Below are 16588 nucleotides of genomic sequence, written 5' to 3' on the forward strand. Positions count from 1 at the left end.
AAGGGTCTACACAGGGTTAGAGAAACCGCCGTGCGCCATCGTTCAACTTTTTGCCCGCCAGCAGAACACCGCGCTCAGCGCAATCGCCGCGCCGGCCAGGCCGAACACCCAGGGCGCCGCAGCTACCGGCAGCAACAGGCCCGCCAGCAACGGCCCCAGGCCCGCGCCGATATCCCGCCATACCGCGTTGGAAGCCAGTGCCGACACGCGCATCGAGCCCGGGTTGCGCTCCGCGACCAGGGTGGTCACCAATGGCAGTTGCAGTGCGCGCAGCACCAGCACCGCCGCCGCGCCGATGACCACCCAGTAACTGCCGAACGCCGCCAGGGCCAAGGCGCTCAGGAACGAAAACAGCAGCAACATCGAAGTGGCCCCGAAGCGTTGCGCCGCACGACCGCCGAGCGGGCTGAGGAGCATCTCCGAGGCATACCGCAGGGCCATCAGGCCACCGGCGATCAGCACTGCATCGCCCCCCAGCAGCTTCTGCGCCTGGATCGACAGGCCAAAGATAAAGAGTCCGTCCAGCGCCACGCCTTCGATAAATGACCAGGTCGCCACGCTGTCGGGCCATTTGAAACGGCGCCCCGCACTGTGCAAGTCATGGCCGACCCTGGGCAGGCCGTGCGCCGCCCACACCCCCAACAAGCAGCTGCCGGCCAGAATCAGAAAGATCGGCCGTGGCCCGGCCCATAAGGTCAGCCAGCCGCCCAGGGGCAAAGCCAGCATTGGCCCGAGCGCAATCATCGCCCGCGAGCGCCCGGCCCGGCGTGCCGCGCCGGCAGGCTCCGAAGTCGCCAGCACCTGGGTGGAGAGGTTCAACGCGGCAAAGCACAGGCCCCAGATCAGCCGCAACCCCAGCAACGCAGCGAACCCTGAGAGCATCGAGTTGCCCACGGCGCAGACGGTCGCCGCCCCCGCCGCGATCATGCAGGTCAACCGGTCGCCATGGCGCGCGTAGAAGTTCAGCACATGGCGATAGCCGAAAATCCGCACCAGCCGGTTAGCCGCCAGCAGCACGCCGGCCTGGGCCAGGGTGATGCCAAAGGCCTGGGACTCCATAGGCAGCAGCAGGTAGAGCAGTACATCGCTGGGCAGGCATAACGCGAGGGTCAGCGCGGCGCGGCGGGAAGACACATCAGCAGTGCGTTGAGCCTGGACCGACATAATGCTGAAACATTCCGAAATATTCAGGTCGCCACGGTAGCCTTCCCGACCGGCGTTTTACAACGATTTATCCGACCTTTTTGTCATAGGGCAACAGACGCAAGCCACTGGCCACGGCGCCGACCAAGGCAAACGCGCAACCCAGCCATAGCGCGTACTCAGGACCACTGCCCACAGACAGATGGAAACAGAACGCCACCAGCGACGCCCCCAGCGTCTGCCCCAATAAGCGCGAGATCGCCACGATGCCGCTGGCGCCGCCGCTGCGGGCCAAGGGGGCGCTGGTCATGATCGCCTTGAGGTTGGGCGACTGGAAAAAGCCGAACCCGGCACCACACAACGCCATGCGCCAGCCAATCTCAAAGGCCGATGCGCCGCTGCCCAGCGTGGCCAACGTCGCCATGCCCACACTGAGCATCAACAGCCCGATGCCGCACAACAGCGCCAGCGACACTCGATCCGCGAGGCGCCCCGCCACCAGCGCCATCACCGCGACGACCGCCGGCCACGGCGTCATCAAAAACCCGGTTTCCACCTGGCTATGCCCCAGCACCGCTTGCAACAGGAACGGCAGCGACACAAAGGCCAGCCCCTGGGCACTGAACGCACAGATGGCCGTGAGGGACGACAGGGCAAACACCGGGCGCTTGAACAGGTCCACCGCCAGCATCGGAGCCGGGTGTCCGACCTCGCGGCGCAGCAGCCAGGCACCGCAACCCAGCGCCAAGGCCAGCAGGCCCAGGGTCAATGCGCCCTGGGCGCCGTGCACGGCGGTGCCCAGCCCCAACACCAGCAAGGCGAACAGACCGGCACACAACAGCGCGGCAAGACGGTCGAAGGCATGCCCGGTCAACGGCAGTACCGGCAGCGCGCGCAACCCCAGGCCCAGTGCCAACAGCCCCAGGGGTACGTTGATCAGGTACAGCCAATGCCAGGTCGCCACCGACAGAATCGCCGACGCCGCGGTCGGCCCGAGGGTAAACGCCAGCCCCACCACCAGCGAGTTGTAGCCCAACCCGCGCCCAAGCATTTTGGATGGGTAGATATGCCGCAGCAACGCGGTATTCACGCTCATCAGCGCGGCCGCGCCGAGCCCTTGCGCCACGCGTGCGGCGGTCAGGGTCAATAGCGAACCGGCCAGCCCACACAACAGCGACGAGACAATGAACAGCAACAAGCCGCCCAGATAGACCCGCCGGTGCCCGAGCACATCGCTCAATGATGCAAAGGGCAGCACCGTGGCGATGATCGCCAACTGGTAAGCGTTGACCACCCAGATCACCGAGGCCGAATCGGTGCCGATACCCTCGGCCAACGTCGGCAACGCGGTGTTGACGATGGCCGTGTCGAGGGTTGCCATGCCGATCCCCAGCGACAGGGCAATCACCGCCGGCCAGCGTTTATGGGAGGGCAACCCATCGGCGACAGAAGACATGAACACTCCCCGCAGGAGACAAAGGCCTCTAGGTTACGGGCAGCGGGGATTTTTTTCAGTGGCCGATCGCCTGGCTGTCAATATTTTCATGTTCGCCAGTGTCCGGTCTTCGCCATCAGCCCCACCGCCTCGGCAAAACCGGGCTGGGGCGCGGTGTTCAAGGTGACCAGCCCGACGCAGCGACTCGGCTTCAATAGCGCAGCATGCGAAGCCACCCGCGCGCCCAATTCCACACCCGCCAGTACCGCCTCGGGGATATGCAGTGCATTCATCAGTTCCAGCACATCCTGGCCAAGCGCTGCGTCGTGCGCATCGCGCAAGTACGGCACAATCACCCGAAACCCTTGGGCGGCCAGAGCGGCTGTCACTGCGGCAAAGGCATTGGCGTCGGCCGCCAGCAGGATGATCGCACGGCCCTCCTCCGGCCCGGCCTGTTCATAGCGAATATCCTGCTCATCGGTGCTGACCTGTTGCACGGCAAACGCCGGCGCGGACAAGGTGACTGCCGCCAGCAGCAGAAAATCACGACGATCAAACATGGCCCACCTCCACAATCAACTCACTGCCCAGCCACCCGGCCAGGTACTCACCGGCCTGCATCACACCGGCCTCTTCCCCCAGGCGCTCGACCAGGCACTCACATAACCCGGCAAAACTGCCGTCGCCCTGCACCTGCAACAATGCGTGCAGTTCCAGCGCATCCACCTGGCGCAGGCGCGAGGTGAACTGCCGCCGCCACACCAGCACGCCGCCCGGGACATCAAGCATGACCGCTTCGGGGGCCGCGGCCTCTTGCCACAAGGCTGACCAGATCGCCTCGGCATTGGTGGTCAAGGCATGGCAACGCAGCGACGGCGTCAACCGCAGGTGGGCCGTGTCCCAGTCCACCCCGGCCAGCGCCTCCAACGGCACGGGTTGAGCATCGGCGGCCACAAAGGCTTCGCTCAGGGCCGACTCGATCCAGGCCAGTTCGTGCACATCGGGATTGTGGGCAAACGTGCTTTTCAAGCTGTGATAGAAGCCCTCGGGGTAGGCATCCAGGGTCCAGGCGTGGGGTGGCTGCTGGTCGATGTAAGTCATGCTGGCCGCCAGGAACGCCGTCTCACCCAGCCAACGGCGCAGGTTGGGAAACGCCTGCTCCAGGCACCCCACCAACTGGGCACGGTAGTTGTTCTGGTACACCGCAAGACCGGCGTGGTGATTGCCCAGCCGTTGAGCGGACTCATCCGACGCGCTCACCAGCCAGGTCCGAAAGGTTTGCTGCCACTCGGCCAGGTTCATGGCTGCGCTCCCAGCGTGCGGGCCATCGACAATTCCCGCAGTAACTCGGCCAATGGCGGAATCTCATCGTCACGTTCGATCATGGTCGCCACCGGGCCCAGTTTGGCCATGGCCTTGACATACAGCGCCCACACCCCGTCACACACCGGGCTGTCATGGCTGTCGATCAACAATTCGCGGCCCTGGCTATGCCCGGCCAAGTGCACCTGGCGTACCCGTTCGGCGGGGATGCCGTCGAGGAACGCGTCGGCATCGAAGCCGTGGTTGCTGGCGCTGACAAACACATTGTTGATGTCCAGCAGCAACTCACAGCCCGTGCGCTTGGTCATGGCGTCGATAAATGCCCACTCGCTCATGACGGCGCCATCAAAGGCCAGGTAACTCGACGGGTTTTCGAACAGCAGCGTGCGACCCAACGCCTCCTGGGCCTGATCGATATTGGCGCACACCCGGTCCAGTGCCTCTTCGGTGTAGGGCACCGGCAATAAATCGTGGGCATTGAAGTGACCGCTGCGTGACCAGCTCAGATGGTCGGAGACAAACAGCGGCTCGATCTCATCGACCAGCGACTTGAGGCGCCGCAGGTAGTGGGCGTCGAGCCCCTCGGCGGTGCCGATCGACATCGACACCCCGTGCAGCGCCACCGGGTGCCGCTCGCGAACCTGGCGCAAAATGTGCCGGGGCTGGCCGCCCGCGACCATAAAGTTTTCGGAGATCACTTCGACAAAGTCCACGGGGACCGAGGTTTCCAGAAAGTCGCAGTAATGCTCCTTGCGCAGCCCCAGGCCGTAGCCGGAAAAGTGAGGATTAGGTGTCGGCATGGCGGATCCCCGCAAAAAAAGTGGCGAGCCCGCGCAGGGCTCGCCGGGTGGATTACTTCGGTTCAGTCAAGGTGCCGCCGGCCTTGAGGCATTCAGACGGCGTCTTGACGATCACGCCTTCGCCTTTGCAGCTGTTGAGGCCTTTGCAGTCGTTCTTGGCGGTTGCGCACAGGCTGGTGCCCTTGCAGGTGTTGACGCCGTAGCAGCGGCCGGGCTTTTCCTGCGCGTCGGCGGCGCTGGCGGCAGTGGCGAATGAAGCCGAGGCCATGGCGATCAGTGCGGCGGCGGCAGCCAGGCTCAAGCGGGATTTGAGTGCAGTGTTCATGGGTGTTTCTCCAGGTGTCGTGGGTTATTGGATAACGGATGCAGCGTCTTCGATGACCTTCGCCACAGCCTCGGGCTGGGAGATGTACACCGCGTGGCTGGCTTTGATTTCGGTGACCTTGGAACCGGCGCGCTGGTACATCCAACGCTGCAGGTCGGGGCTCAGGGCGCGGTCTTCGGTGGACACCACCGCGTAGGTCGGCTTCTTGTGCCAAGCCGCAGCCCACACCGTGCCGCCAAACAGTGCGGTGGTGGCCGGCACTTGGGAGGCGGCCATGAAGTCAGTGCGGTTGGTGCTCAGGTCGGCGGCAAAGTCCGCGTTGAACTTGGCGCGGTCAAAGAACAGATGACCGTCGCGCTTCTGTTGGATGTCATCGCTGGGCGCCGGCATGGAGCCGATCAACTGGGCCATGTTCTCGCCCACCTCCGGCTGCAACGCTGAGACGTAGACCAGTGCCTTGACCTTGTCGCGGTCACCGGCAATCGAGATCACGCCACCCGCGGAACTGTGGCCCACCAGCACCACCGGGCCGACCTGTTGCTCCAGCACTTCACGGGCTTCGGCCACATCGGCTGCGAGGTTTTCGTGGCCCTGATGCACCACCGTGACCTTGTAGCCCTTGTGAATCAGGATGTCGTGCACCACCCGCCAACCGGAACCGTCAACAAATGATCCGGGCACGATCACCACGTTCTTACCGGTGCCGGGCTGTGGAGGCTGTGGGGCCTGCGCCGCCTGGGCCAGCATGGGAACGGTCAAGGCCATGGCAATGGCCAGAGAAGAAAGCATACGCATGGGAAAGCTCCATTCAGGTTGTAGAAAGTCAGCCACGTCTAGCCGCCAGCAGGCGGTCCAGCGACCAGGCTCCACCGCCATACGCCAGCAGCGGCAGCAACAGGCCCGCCCAGGTCAGGTGCACCGGCCAGGCATCGGGGTACACAAACACCTCGATCACCAGGGTCATGCCCAACAGTGCGGCAGCAGCCGGACGGGTCAGCAGGCCCAACACCAACAACAGCGGGAACAGGTGCTCGGCGTAGGTCGCCAGGTGCGCGGCCCAGTCCGGCGGGATCAGCGGCAAGGCGTATTCCGAGCGAAACAGCGTGTAGGTCGACGGCTTGAGTTCAAGCACACCGGTGACCTTGGTACGCCCCGACAGGAAGAACACCGCCGCGATGCCCAGACGGGCCACCAGCAACAGCAGGGCCTGGGGCAGCAGGCGCTGGATCACCACCGCCGGGGCCGCTCGGCTCATGGTTGCTCCGTGAGGCTGCCGTAGCCTTTGGGGGTCTTGATCTGGGTGCAGGTGCCTTTGTCCACCAGCACCCAGGCGTTGCCCTGGTAGTCGGTGGTGGCGGTGCCGGCACATGAGGTGCCTTTGCCTGCGGCGCAATCGTTGGCACCCGCGAGGGCCACGCCGAAGCATTTCTCCTGGGGCTTGGGCTCATCGGCATGGGCCACGGCCGCGAAGGCACTGAGGGACAGGGCGAGGGTTGCCGCAAGGGCTGCGTAAGAACGCTTCATGGGTGAATCTCCTGGCTTGACTGAGTGTGGCCAGGGCGCCTTGGGGTCGATGACCGCCTGCGCCAGCTGGTGAACAGAGTTAAAGCCAGGCGTGTATCCGCTCTGTGTCGCGAACGCGATAGAACGTCATGCCGGTGTATCAGGAGGGTGCTCAGATACAGCGTGATACACAGCCACAAAAAAAAGCGCCCTGACCGTTCGGGTCAGGGCGCTTTTCAGGCAGCGGTTCGCGCAGTCGATCAGCGTGCCAGCGCGCTCAGGTCCAGACGTCCGTCCTGGATCGGCGGGCACCAGTAGTAACCGCCGGTCAACGGCGTGCTGATGCGGTACAGCCCATCGACAATTCCATCTTCCAGGCCGCTCATGCGCCGCAGTTGCGCCTCGAACGCGTCGAAGGAGTGGCCAAACGCGAGGAACATCAACCCGGCCTGGCCGTTCTCGGCCCATGGCATCGAGCGGCGTACCACGAAGGCTTCCGGGGTGAAGCTTTCCTGCGCGGTGCGCTTGGTGTGGGCGGACGCGGGGGCATCGTCCAGCTCTTCGTTGTCGCCATGCCGGCGACCGATGATGTGGTCGCGCTCCAGGGCCGGCAAGGCGGCGAAGCCGTCGAGGTCATGTTGCCATTGCTGGAGGGCGGCGAAGCTGGCGCCGCTGTCGGTCAGTGCAGCTTCGACCGCAGCATCATCGTGGGGGTTTTCGGTGCCGTCTTCATAATCGGTGAGGTCGAAGCCGGTCTTGTAGCGGAACCCTTCGGTCATCTGCACCAGGCGAAAGGCCGGGGCCAGGGCTTTTTCGAAGGCGCGGCTGCGTAACAGCAACTCCCCCCGATCCACGCCATGCAACCATACCCACAGCGCCTGTTGAGTCGAGGGGTTGTGTGCGCCCGGGCCGCTGACGGCGGGGAATGCACGCAGCCCGTCGATATGCGCGCCCAATGCCGCGACCAGCGGTTCACCCAAGCCGACCACCGCCGCCGAATCGGCCAATTGCACCAGTGCGTCCAGTGCGGCCGGTACGCCGCCCAGGGAGTCCACGGCAAAAAACAGATGGCGTGCCTGCAATGGCACCGGTGCGGCAAGAATGCCCGGCTGGTACTGACTCATGTGAACTCCTTCCAGAAAGTCGCGCAGTTTAACCGCCGCGCACTGCCATGCGTACAAGAAAGCGCGCAAGCCTTGCCATAGAGCCCTGTGTTGGGTGACTCTCTAGTCATGTCCCAGTCATGTTTTGTAACTTTTCCAGGGGTAGCGATATGACCACCAGCAACCTGCTCACCGAGCTGTTTCCCGCCTCCGCCACCGAGATTCCCGAACCCTTCCGCCTGGGCGCGCCCATTGAACAGCGTGACTACCTGGTGGACGGCCAGTTGCACGTGTGGAACGGCCCGCTCGCCAAGGTGCAGAGCCCGGTACAGTTCGGCGAAGAACGCGTGCACATCGGCAGCACCCCGCTGCTCGACGCCGACACCGCCCTCACCGCCCTCGACGCCGCCGTGCGCGCCTACGACCGTGGCCAGGGCGAATGGCCGACGATGCGCGTGGTTGATCGCATCAGGCACGTCGAAGCCTTCTTACGCCGTATGCGCGAACAGCGCGACGCGGTGGTCAAGCTGCTGATGTGGGAGATCGGCAAGAACCTCAAGGACTCGCAGAAAGAGTTCGACCGCACCTGCGACTACATCACCGACACCATCAATGCGCTCAAGGAACTCGACCGCCGCTCCAGCCGCTTCGAACTGGAGCAGGACACGCTCGGCCAGATCCGCCGCGTACCGCTGGGCGTAGCGCTGTGCATGGGACCGTATAACTACCCGCTGAACGAAACCTTCACCACGCTGATCCCGGCGTTGATCATGGGCAACACCGTGGTGTTCAAGCCGGCCAAGCTCGGCGTGCTGTTGATCCGCCCATTGCTGGAAGCCTTCCGCGACAGCTTCCCGGCCGGGGTGATCAACGTGATCTACGGCAGTGGCCGCGAAACCGTCAGCGCGCTGATGGCCAGCGGCAAGATCGATATCTTTGCGTTTATCGGCACCAACAAGGCCGCCAGTGACCTGAAAAAGCTGCACCCCAAGCCCCACCGTCTGCGCGCAGCGCTGGGCCTGGATGCGAAAAACCCCGGTATCGTGTTGCCCGAGGTAGACCTGGACAATGCGGTGAGCGAAGCCGTCACCGGTTCGCTGTCGTTCAACGGCCAGCGCTGCACCGCACTGAAAATCCTGTTTGTGCATGAGGATGTGGTCGAGCGCTTTATCGAGAAATTCAACCAGAAACTCGCCACCCTCAAGCCCGGCATGCCCTGGGAAGACGGGGTTGCGCTGACACCCTTGCCCGAAGTGGGCAAGGTGGATTACCTCAACGGCCTGGTGGCCGATGCCGCAGCGCACGGGGCCCACGTGGTGAACCCCAACGGCGGTGTCAGTCGCGGCTCGTTCTTCTACCCCGCAGTGCTCTACCCGGTGAACCCGCAGATGCGCGTGTACCACGAGGAACAGTTCGGCCCCGTGGTGCCGATCGTGCCTTACCGTGACCTGGAAACCGTGATCGACTATGTGCTGGATTCGGATTTCGGCCAGCAACTGAGCCTCTTCGGCACCAACCCCGAGGCCGTCGGCACGCTGGTGGACACCTTCGCCAACCAGGTTGGACGCATCAACATCAATGCCCAATGCCAGCGTGGGCCGGACACCTTCCCGTTCAACGGGCGCAAGAACTCGGCCGAGGGCACGCTGTCGGTGCATGACGCGTTGCGCGTGTTCTCGATCCGTACCCTGGTGGCGACCAAGTTCCAGGAAAGCAACAAGGCGCTGGTCAGTGACATCTTGCGTAATCGTGACTCAAGCTTCCTGACAACCGACTACATCTTCTAAGAAGCATGCTGATTTAAATGTGGGAGGGGGCTTGCTCCCGATAGCGGTGGGTCAGTCAGCCTATCTGTTACTGAGAGACTGCTATCGGGGGCAAGCCCCCTCCCACACTTGAACCGCGTACGCCCTGACTTTTGAGGCCACTTTAGTACCGATGAACCTGCCCCTGTTCGCCCGGCGCCTGCTGCGCCCGTTGCTCGACCCGTATCGGCGCTATCGCCATGCCAAGCTGATCCACGCCGTGCGCGTGTCCATCGGCTTGCTGGCAACCATCCTGCTCACCACGGGCATCAACCTGCCCCACGGTGAGTGGGCGTCGGTGACCATGCTGATCGTGATCGGCGGGTTGCAGCACCACGGCAATATCGGCAAAAAAGCCGTGGAGCGGGCCTATGGCACCTTGATCGGCGCGAGTGTCGGCCTGGCCTTGGTGGTGCAACAGGCTTGGCTGGGCCAGCCGCTGCTGACCTACCTGCTGATGTCGGTGGTGTGCGGGTTCTTTTCTTATCACGCCATCGGCAAGGGTGGTTATATCGCGCTGCTGTCGGCGATCACGGTATTCATCGTCGCCGGCCACGGCGACAACCCGATCTCCGATGGTTTGTGGCGCACCGTGGATATCCTGATCGGGATTGTATTGGCGCTGGCATTCTCCTTCGCCCTGCCGCTGTATGCCGTGTACTCCTGGCGCTACAACCTGGCCAGTGCGTTGCGCGACTGCGCGGCTATTTACAGCCGGATCATCAATGGCCAATCGGTCACCGATGATGAACACCTCAAACTGCTCAATCGCCTGAATGCCGCGATGGTGCAACTGCGCTCGCTGATGCCATCGGTGTCCAAGGAAGTGCGGATCTCCATGACCGAGCTGGACGCGATCCAGCGGCATCTGCGCATGTGCATCAGCACGTTGGAAATCTTGGGCAATACGCGGCCGGACCCACGGGATGAACAGGCGATGGCGCGGATGCAAATGATGTTGAAGGCCGAACACCGGCAGATCCGGGTGCAGTTGGTGGGGATGGCGCGGGCGTTGAAATCCGGGGTGACGGAGCGGTTGGAGCGGCCAAGCCATATCAGCGGCAGCGAACCCACTATGGACGCACCGGTCTACAGCGCCCTGGATGGTTACCGTTTGTTGACCGTGCAACTAGCGACCAACGTGGACGCCATGCGCCAACGCCTGGCAAAAAGTGCGGGCGATTGGAGAATATAAGAAAGCGCCCGTTGACAAGTTTATGCAGGTCAGAACTTTAACGCTTTCCCTCACATGTTTTTCACGTTTTATTCACATCTCGGCCCGTAGTGTGAAGCCTCATCCGTTACAAATGTTGCATATCAAGCCCGCCGCCCCAGCGGGCTTTTTTTGCCTCGGATTTGACCTAGCCCGATGCCTTGGCGGCGGGGGTTGCCGCTTGTTCGCGGATGGCCCGCTGGGTATCCAGTACCTTGGCCAGCGCGGTTTCCGCTTCCGGGCTCTGCTGCGGTACCCGAATCGCCGCCGACACCAGCGTGATCAACTTAGCCATCACTTCCGCATCCGTGGCCGGGCGACCCAGGCTCATGGAGTTCATCAGCAGGCGCAGTTCAGTGCCGGCCATCACCCCGGAAATCGCCTTGAGCGCAAATTGCAGGCGCACGCCCAGTTCGTTGCGCGGCAGGTCCGGCAAGGCCAGGGCAAAGGCTTCGAAGAAGCGCTGGAACACCGGCTGGTAATGCACCTTGAGGTATTCCTGGATAAACGGCGAAGTATCGCTGTAGACCCGGCCCAGGAAACGAATGAACGAGCGCCCTTCCCCGCTGGCCGGATCGCTGCGCTCCAGGCCCATGGCCGGCGCGAACAGCACGCCGAGCAAGGTGTCGCAGTCCAGCGGCCCGTCGGATTCGGCCTCACAGCGCGCCAGCAATTCCAGGCGCTGCTCGTTGAGCGGCTCCAGGCGTTGCTTGAGCAGGGTCTGCATCAGGGAATCCTTGTCCCCGAAGTGGTAGTTCACGGCAGCCAGGTTGACCTGGGCACGCTCGGTAATCTGCCGCAACAAGACCGCGTCATAACCGTATTTGATGAAGAGAGCCTCTGTCGCATCCAGCAGTCGAGTCTTGGTAACGTTTGGAGCGCTGAGTTTCTTCGCGACCATAAGAGTTCCACGGGGGAAATATTGTTTTAAAAAATAATTTGATTTTTTATACCGGGGCGGCCAATCGAATGCAAGCAGCGACACTGCGTAATGCTATCAAAAGCCTGTATAAATGGGGCTATCGGGGCGAGTCCAAGGTATTTTCAAAAGGCTGGACCAGCCCACCAACAAGTCATTTCAAAGCGTTAAACCGCTCTATATCCATGGCTGGCGGAGCCGCAGGAAGGCGGTTACTATTCAAACAATATTTTAAAAACAAGAAATAAAACCAGTCCGTGACGCGTACCAGACAGCTCCCGAACTTGTTACAAAGATTTACGGGCGCATGGCGGCACCGTCGAGACTGCAGGCGTAGTCATGATGACACAGACCCCCGCGCACCCAGGCTTGATTTCCCTGCAAGGCATCGGCAAACGCTATCAGCTCGCCGGGCAGGAACTGTCCATTCTCAATGATGTGTGCCTGTCCATCGCCAGCGGTGACAGCTGCGGCATCCTCGGTGCTTCCGGCTCTGGCAAAAGCACCCTGCTCAATATTCTGGGCCTGCTCGACTTGCCCAACGGCGGCCAATACCACTTTGCCGGCCACGATATTTTCAGCGCCACGCCCGATGAGCTGGCCGCCCTGCGCAACCGGCAAATCGGTTTCGTGTTCCAGAGCTTCAACCTGCTGCCACGCCTCAGCGCCGTCGACAACGTCGCCCTGCCCCTGAGTTACCGGGGCATATCACGTCATGAGTCGCTGGAACGCGCCCTGCACATGCTCGAACAAGTCGGCCTGGCCGAACGCGCTCACCATCGCCCCGCCGACCTCTCCGGCGGCCAGCGCCAACGGGTGGCGATTGCGCGGGCGCTGGTCGGCAAACCCTCAGTGATTCTTGCGGACGAACCCACCGGCAACCTCGACAGCACCACGGCCCAGGAGATCATGGACCTGCTCCTGGCGCTCAACCGCCAACAACAGGTGACGCTGATCATCGTCACCCACGACGCCCACATCGCCGAACGCCTGGAGCGCAAGATCCTGGTGCGCAACGGTACGGTGCATGAGGCCGGGCGCCTATGAGCCTGCGGGTCGAACAGAGCGTGAGCCAACTGCTGCATGAAGCCTTCGTCAGCCTGCGCACCTTGGGCAAACGCTCGATCCTGGCCTTGCTGGGCATCGTTATCGGCAGCTCGTCGGTGGTGGCGCTGATCAACATCGGCCATAACGCCGCCACCGACGCGGCGATGATTTTCAAGGACATGGGCACCGACACCCTGGTCGCCCAGTTCCCGCCCAAAGGCAACAGCAACGCAGCCATGCGCGCCAGCCTCGACCTCGAGGCGGTGCGCCAGGCAGTGCCAGGCATTGCCCATATCGGCGCGCTCACCTTGTTCAGTGGGCTGCTTGTGTTCCAGGGGCATGCCGTGAACGCCAACTTCGTCGGCATTACCCCCGACATCCAGGACGCCATGCGCCTGGCCGTGCGCGACGGGCGCTTCCTGTCGAGTTTCGACACCAATGAAACCTACGCCGTGATCGGCGACTCGTTGGCCCAGGCCCTCAGCCAACCCGGCAGCCCGTTGAAACTGGGCGACCGCGTACGCATAAACGACTACCTGTTCCTGATCGTCGGCATGTTGCACAGCCAGCCTCGCGCCATGCTGATCCCGGTTCAGGCCAATGAATCGCTGTTCATCCCCGCCGAAGGCATGCGCCGCATCTATGCCACCCCGCAGATCGGCAGCGTGATCATCCGCGCCGCCGCCGGCCAGGATATGGAGCGCATTGCGCACGACGCCGCCACCGCCTTGCAACGCCAACTGGTCGACCACGACGTCGACATCCAGGTGCCCCAGCAAATGATCGATGGCATGACCCGGCAAAGCCGCACCTTTGCTTATCTGTTGCTGGCGTTGGGGGCTATCTCCCTGGTGGGCGGCGGCGTGGGCGTGATGAACGTGATGCTGATGAATGTGTCGGAGCGCCGCCGCGAGATCGGCATCCGCATGGCCTTGGGCGCACGGCAGCGGGATATCCGCAACCTGTTCCTGCTGGAGGCCGTGACCTTGACGGCCGTCGGCGCACTCTGCGGTGCGGTGCTGGGCATGACTGCCGCCTGGCTCTACGCCTGGCTGTCGGGCTGGGCATTTTCCCTGGCGGTCGCCGCCCTGCCCCTGGGGGTCGGCAGCACCTTGCTGGTGGGGTTGTTCTTTGGCATCTACCCGGCGGTGTCGGCCTCGCGGCTGCAGCCAGTGGAGGCCTTGCGCGATGAGTAAATGGCTATGGCTACTGGCACTGGTGAGCCTGCCGGTGATGGCCGCCGACGTGGTGATCAACCCCTCGGCGCCCAGCACCACCCGCAGCGGTTACGATCGCGGTGTGTCACTCAAGGCCCAGGTCACCGACATCACCCTGGGCGACGCCGTGTACCTGGGCCTGCGCAATAACCCGGCAATCCGCAGCGCCTACCTGCAACGGGTGGCGCAGAAGTTCGACTTGCGCGTGGCCGAAGACACCTTCAACCCCAAGCTCACGCTCAACAGCTATTACCGCGCCACCCGGGGTTCGGCGGACAACGCCCGCAACGCCAACCTGGCCCCCAATGCAACCTTGCTCGGTGAGTACGGCACCCGGTTGAGCATGAACTGGACCCAACAACTGAACAACGCCGATCGCGCCGGCCGCTACCGCCGTGACGGCCTGGACCTGTCGATCATCCAGCCGCTGATGCGCGGCGCCGGCTGGGACGCCACCACCGCACCGTTGCGCCTGTCGCGCCTGGCGGAACAGGCCAACCGCCTGAACCTCAAGGCCACCGTGGCGCAGACCATCAGCCAGATCATCGCCACTTACCGCGACCTGCTGCGCGCCCAGGAGCAATTGAGCATCGTGCAGGACGCGCTCAAGCGTTCCGGCACGCTGCTGGAGGTGAACAAGGCGTTGATCAGCGCCGGGCGCATGGCCGAATTCGAAATCGTGCAGACCGAAGCCGATATCGCCACCCAACAACTGGGCGTGGAAGAGGCGCAAAACCAACTCGACACCAGCCGCCTCGCCTTGCTGCGCCTACTGGCCCTGGACCTGTCCACGCCGATCCGTGCCAGTGAAGCCCTGGAAGCCAAACCGATGAGCATCGACCGGCGCCAGGCGTTCAACCTGGCGCAAACCCAGCAACCGGAATACCTCGCCGCCTTGCTGGGCAGCCAGCAGGCGGACTTGAACCTGGTCATCGCCAAGGACTCCGGGCGCTGGCAGGTCGACCTGGTCGCCGGGGCCAACCAGATACGCGACGCCTACAATAATAGTGACAACGGCAATACCAACCAGCGTACCTGGGACAGCTACGCCGGAGTGCAGGTGCAGATCCCTATCGGCGATATCAGCACGCGCCAGGCCGAAGTGCGGGCGCGGGTGAACGTGGAAGACCAGGAGATTCGTATCGCCGACGCCCGCCAGGAACTGGAGCGCAGCGTCAACGACGTGGTGCGCGACCTCGGTACCCGCTGGCGCCAATATGAAATCTCCCAGCGCGCCGTGGAACTGTCACGACGCAAGATCGAGATCGAGCGGGAAAAACTCAGCGCCGGGCGCTCCACCAACTTCCAGGTGCTGAGTTTCGAGACCGACCTGCGCAATGCCGAAAATGCGCAACTCAACGCCCTGATCGCTTATTTGAACGCCCAGACCCAGCTCGACTTGACCCTGGGCATGACGCTGGAAAGTTGGGAAATCGCCCTCAATGACTACTAACAAGAAGTACCTGATCGGCGCCGTACTGGTGCTGCTCCTGGCCGGTGCCGGGGTGGCGCTGCGCAGCCCGGGCGCCGACTCGCCAGCGCCCACCGAGCAGTGGCTGGCGGTAAAGCCGGACCCGTTGGTGCACCAGATTGGCCTGGTGGGCAAGATCGAGCCTGACACCACCGTCACCCTGACGGCGCCCTTCGATGGCAATGTCCTGGCCAACCTGGTTGAGCAAGGCCAGCGCGTCGAAGCCGGCCAGGTGCTGCTACGCATGGACCCGGCCACCCTCGAAGTGCAACTGCGCGATGCCCTCTCCCTCCAGCTCAAGGCGCGGCGCACCGTGCAGGAAATGCAGGACTGGGACAGCAGCCCCACCGTCAGCCGCGCCCGTCGCAGCCTGCGCACCGCCGAAATGACGGCCGGCAACACCCAGCGCAAACTCACGGAAAGCGAGAACCTGTTCAAGCGCGGCATCATCCCGCGCAACGAGCTCGATGACCTCAAGCAACAGGCTCAACAGCAGCAGTTGGACCTGGTCGCCGCGCGCAGCGAATTGCAACAAGCGCTGGACCAGGGCAAAGGCGCCTACCGCCAGATCGCGGACATGGAGTTGACCAACGCCACGGTGAAATACGAGGCCCTGCACACGTTGCTCGACGGCCAGGAGGTCAGGGCACCGTTCTCCGGCATCGTGGTGCCGGCGCCGGGCAACAACAGTTCACCCCAGGGTGGCAACACCAACAATACCCCGGTGCAGGCGGGCAGCAAGGTCAGCCAGGGCCAGGTGCTGTTCGGCCTGGCCAATATCGAGCGACTGAAAATCGTCGCCAAGGTCTCCGAGCTGGACATCAACCAACTGCACCAGGGCCAGGCGGTGGAAGTGATGGGAGACGGCTTCGATGGCGAGCGGTTGACGGGGTCCGTCAGCGTGGTCAGCGGGTTGGCGATTGCCAGTGATAACCAGGGCAGCGCGCAGTTTCCGGTGACCTTGTCGATTCCCAAGCTGACGCCGCAGCAACTGCAGCGTGTGCGCTTGGGGATGAGCGCACGGTTGACCATCGTGACTTACAACAATGACCAGGCGATGGTGATTCCAAGCCAGGCGATCGAACCGGACATGACCGTGGCGTATCGGGCGGCGATGGATAAGCCGGTGGAGCGGGTGGCAGTGAAGACGGGGCAATCGACACCGCAAGGTGTGGAGGTGTTCGGGCTCAAGCCTGGATTCGTGAAGATCCCAAAATAAATGAAGATCTACTGTGGGAGGGGGCTTGCTCCCGATAGCGGTGTGTCAGTCACAGAGTTTAATCC

General features: G+C 63.2%; 17 protein-coding genes. 6 read left to right on the forward strand and 11 right to left on the reverse strand.

Annotation, left to right across the window (positions count from 1 at the left end):
- Positions 1-42 precede the first annotated feature (42 nt).
- From C9383_RS25155 to C9383_RS25200, 10 genes are all read right to left on the reverse strand, one after another.
- On the reverse strand, positions 43-1164 hold the full coding sequence (locus tag C9383_RS25155) for an MFS transporter (RefSeq protein ID WP_090370235.1): 1122 nt from the start codon (positions 1162-1164) through the stop codon (positions 43-45).
- Positions 1165-1231: 67 nt separating this feature from the next.
- Entirely contained in the window at positions 1232-2599 is a 1368-nt protein-coding gene (locus tag C9383_RS25160; RefSeq protein ID WP_090370233.1) for an MFS transporter, read from the reverse strand.
- A gap of 86 nt (positions 2600-2685) precedes the next feature.
- The gene (locus C9383_RS25165) at positions 2686-3138 is read right to left on the reverse strand and encodes an alpha/beta fold hydrolase (RefSeq protein WP_090370231.1); all 453 of its coding nucleotides are present in this window, start codon (positions 3136-3138) and stop codon (positions 2686-2688) included.
- On the reverse strand, positions 3131-3880 hold the full coding sequence (locus C9383_RS25170; RefSeq protein WP_060755688.1) for an HvfC/BufC N-terminal domain-containing protein: 750 nt from the start codon (positions 3878-3880) through the stop codon (positions 3131-3133). The genes C9383_RS25165 and C9383_RS25170 overlap by 8 nt, the downstream gene beginning before the upstream one ends.
- A complete protein-coding gene (gene bufB / locus C9383_RS25175) occupies positions 3877-4701 on the reverse strand; it encodes an MNIO family bufferin maturase (protein ID WP_090370229.1) in 825 nt (274 codons plus the stop codon). Before bufB ends, C9383_RS25170 begins: the two co-directional genes overlap by 4 nt.
- Positions 4702-4753: 52 nt before the next feature.
- On the reverse strand, positions 4754-5026 hold the full coding sequence (gene bufA2 / locus C9383_RS25180; RefSeq protein ID WP_060755690.1) for a BufA2 family periplasmic bufferin-type metallophore: 273 nt from the start codon (positions 5024-5026) through the stop codon (positions 4754-4756).
- Between the two features lie 24 nt (positions 5027-5050).
- A complete protein-coding gene (locus C9383_RS25185; RefSeq protein ID WP_060755691.1) occupies positions 5051-5821 on the reverse strand; it encodes an alpha/beta fold hydrolase in 771 nt (256 codons plus the stop codon).
- A 28-nt stretch (positions 5822-5849) separates the two neighbouring features.
- Complete coding sequence (locus C9383_RS25190; RefSeq protein WP_090370227.1) at positions 5850-6281, reverse strand: DoxX family protein; 432 nt, start codon at positions 6279-6281, stop codon at positions 5850-5852.
- Positions 6278-6550, reverse strand: coding sequence for a BufA1 family periplasmic bufferin-type metallophore (locus tag C9383_RS25195; protein ID WP_060755693.1), 273 nt, complete (start codon positions 6548-6550; stop codon positions 6278-6280). The genes C9383_RS25190 and C9383_RS25195 overlap by 4 nt, the downstream gene beginning before the upstream one ends.
- A 239-nt stretch (positions 6551-6789) precedes the next feature.
- Positions 6790-7653, reverse strand: a complete 864-nt coding sequence (locus C9383_RS25200) for a Dyp-type peroxidase (RefSeq protein WP_090370225.1) — start codon at positions 7651-7653, stop codon at positions 6790-6792.
- A 149-nt stretch (positions 7654-7802) separates the two neighbouring features.
- On the opposite strand from C9383_RS25200, the gene C9383_RS25205 reads away from it, so the two are divergent.
- Both C9383_RS25205 and C9383_RS25210 read left to right on the forward strand, forming a co-directional pair.
- The gene (locus C9383_RS25205) at positions 7803-9419 is read left to right on the forward strand and encodes an NADP-dependent glyceraldehyde-3-phosphate dehydrogenase (RefSeq protein ID WP_090370222.1); all 1617 of its coding nucleotides are present in this window, start codon (positions 7803-7805) and stop codon (positions 9417-9419) included.
- Positions 9420-9570: 151 nt separating this feature from the next.
- The gene (locus C9383_RS25210) at positions 9571-10632 is read left to right on the forward strand and encodes an FUSC family protein (RefSeq protein ID WP_090370220.1); all 1062 of its coding nucleotides are present in this window, start codon (positions 9571-9573) and stop codon (positions 10630-10632) included.
- Between the two features lie 166 nt (positions 10633-10798).
- Here the strand turns inward: C9383_RS25210 and C9383_RS25215 are convergent, their stop codons facing one another.
- A complete protein-coding gene (locus tag C9383_RS25215) occupies positions 10799-11551 on the reverse strand; it encodes a TetR/AcrR family transcriptional regulator (protein ID WP_090370218.1) in 753 nt (250 codons plus the stop codon).
- 357 nt (positions 11552-11908) lie between these two features.
- On the opposite strand from C9383_RS25215, the gene C9383_RS25220 reads away from it, so the two are divergent.
- The 4 genes from C9383_RS25220 to C9383_RS25235 are packed head-to-tail and all read left to right on the forward strand — an operon-like array spanning position 11909 to position 16523.
- Positions 11909-12616 carry an ABC transporter ATP-binding protein gene (locus C9383_RS25220; protein WP_090370216.1) on the forward strand — a complete coding sequence of 236 codons (708 nt, stop codon included), beginning with the start codon at positions 11909-11911 and terminating at the stop codon, positions 12614-12616.
- Complete coding sequence (locus C9383_RS25225; RefSeq protein WP_090370214.1) at positions 12613-13812, forward strand: ABC transporter permease; 1200 nt, start codon at positions 12613-12615, stop codon at positions 13810-13812. Before C9383_RS25220 ends, C9383_RS25225 begins: the two co-directional genes overlap by 4 nt.
- Positions 13805-15286, forward strand: a complete 1482-nt coding sequence (locus tag C9383_RS25230; protein ID WP_090370212.1) for a TolC family protein — start codon at positions 13805-13807, stop codon at positions 15284-15286. Before C9383_RS25225 ends, C9383_RS25230 begins: the two co-directional genes overlap by 8 nt.
- Positions 15276-16523 (forward strand): efflux RND transporter periplasmic adaptor subunit, encoded by a 1248-nt coding sequence (locus C9383_RS25235; protein ID WP_090370210.1) that lies wholly within the window; start codon positions 15276-15278, stop codon positions 16521-16523. The genes C9383_RS25230 and C9383_RS25235 overlap by 11 nt, the downstream gene beginning before the upstream one ends.
- Positions 16524-16588 lie beyond the last annotated feature (65 nt).

Origin of the sequence: Pseudomonas palleroniana (genome assembly GCF_003031675.1) — a bacterium.
GTDB lineage: Bacteria > Pseudomonadota > Gammaproteobacteria > Pseudomonadales > Pseudomonadaceae > Aquipseudomonas > Aquipseudomonas palleroniana.

What these genes read in the sequence shown, in the direction of transcription:
- C9383_RS25155 (WP_090370235.1), bottom strand. Translation starts at nt 1,164, where the DNA reads ATGTCGGTCCAGGCTCAACGCACTGCTGATGTGTCTTCCCGCCGCGCC.
- C9383_RS25160 (WP_090370233.1), bottom strand. Translation starts at nt 2,599, where the DNA reads ATGTCTTCTGTCGCCGATGGGTTGCCCTCCCATAAACGCTGGCCGGCG.
- C9383_RS25165 (WP_090370231.1), bottom strand. Translation starts at nt 3,138, where the DNA reads ATGTTTGATCGTCGTGATTTTCTGCTGCTGGCGGCAGTCACCTTGTCC.
- C9383_RS25170 (WP_060755688.1), bottom strand. Translation starts at nt 3,880, where the DNA reads ATGAACCTGGCCGAGTGGCAGCAAACCTTTCGGACCTGGCTGGTGAGC.
- bufB (WP_090370229.1), bottom strand. Translation starts at nt 4,701, where the DNA reads ATGCCGACACCTAATCCTCACTTTTCCGGCTACGGCCTGGGGCTGCGC.
- bufA2 (WP_060755690.1), bottom strand. Translation starts at nt 5,026, where the DNA reads ATGAACACTGCACTCAAATCCCGCTTGAGCCTGGCTGCCGCCGCCGCA.
- C9383_RS25185 (WP_060755691.1), bottom strand. Translation starts at nt 5,821, where the DNA reads ATGCGTATGCTTTCTTCTCTGGCCATTGCCATGGCCTTGACCGTTCCC.
- C9383_RS25190 (WP_090370227.1), bottom strand. Translation starts at nt 6,281, where the DNA reads ATGAGCCGAGCGGCCCCGGCGGTGGTGATCCAGCGCCTGCTGCCCCAG.
- C9383_RS25195 (WP_060755693.1), bottom strand. Translation starts at nt 6,550, where the DNA reads ATGAAGCGTTCTTACGCAGCCCTTGCGGCAACCCTCGCCCTGTCCCTC.
- C9383_RS25200 (WP_090370225.1), bottom strand. Translation starts at nt 7,653, where the DNA reads ATGAGTCAGTACCAGCCGGGCATTCTTGCCGCACCGGTGCCATTGCAG.
- C9383_RS25205 (WP_090370222.1), top strand. Translation starts at nt 7,803, where the DNA reads ATGACCACCAGCAACCTGCTCACCGAGCTGTTTCCCGCCTCCGCCACC.
- C9383_RS25210 (WP_090370220.1), top strand. Translation starts at nt 9,571, where the DNA reads ATGAACCTGCCCCTGTTCGCCCGGCGCCTGCTGCGCCCGTTGCTCGAC.
- C9383_RS25215 (WP_090370218.1), bottom strand. Translation starts at nt 11,551, where the DNA reads ATGGTCGCGAAGAAACTCAGCGCTCCAAACGTTACCAAGACTCGACTG.
- C9383_RS25220 (WP_090370216.1), top strand. Translation starts at nt 11,909, where the DNA reads ATGATGACACAGACCCCCGCGCACCCAGGCTTGATTTCCCTGCAAGGC.
- C9383_RS25225 (WP_090370214.1), top strand. Translation starts at nt 12,613, where the DNA reads ATGAGCCTGCGGGTCGAACAGAGCGTGAGCCAACTGCTGCATGAAGCC.
- C9383_RS25230 (WP_090370212.1), top strand. Translation starts at nt 13,805, where the DNA reads ATGAGTAAATGGCTATGGCTACTGGCACTGGTGAGCCTGCCGGTGATG.
- C9383_RS25235 (WP_090370210.1), top strand. Translation starts at nt 15,276, where the DNA reads ATGACTACTAACAAGAAGTACCTGATCGGCGCCGTACTGGTGCTGCTC.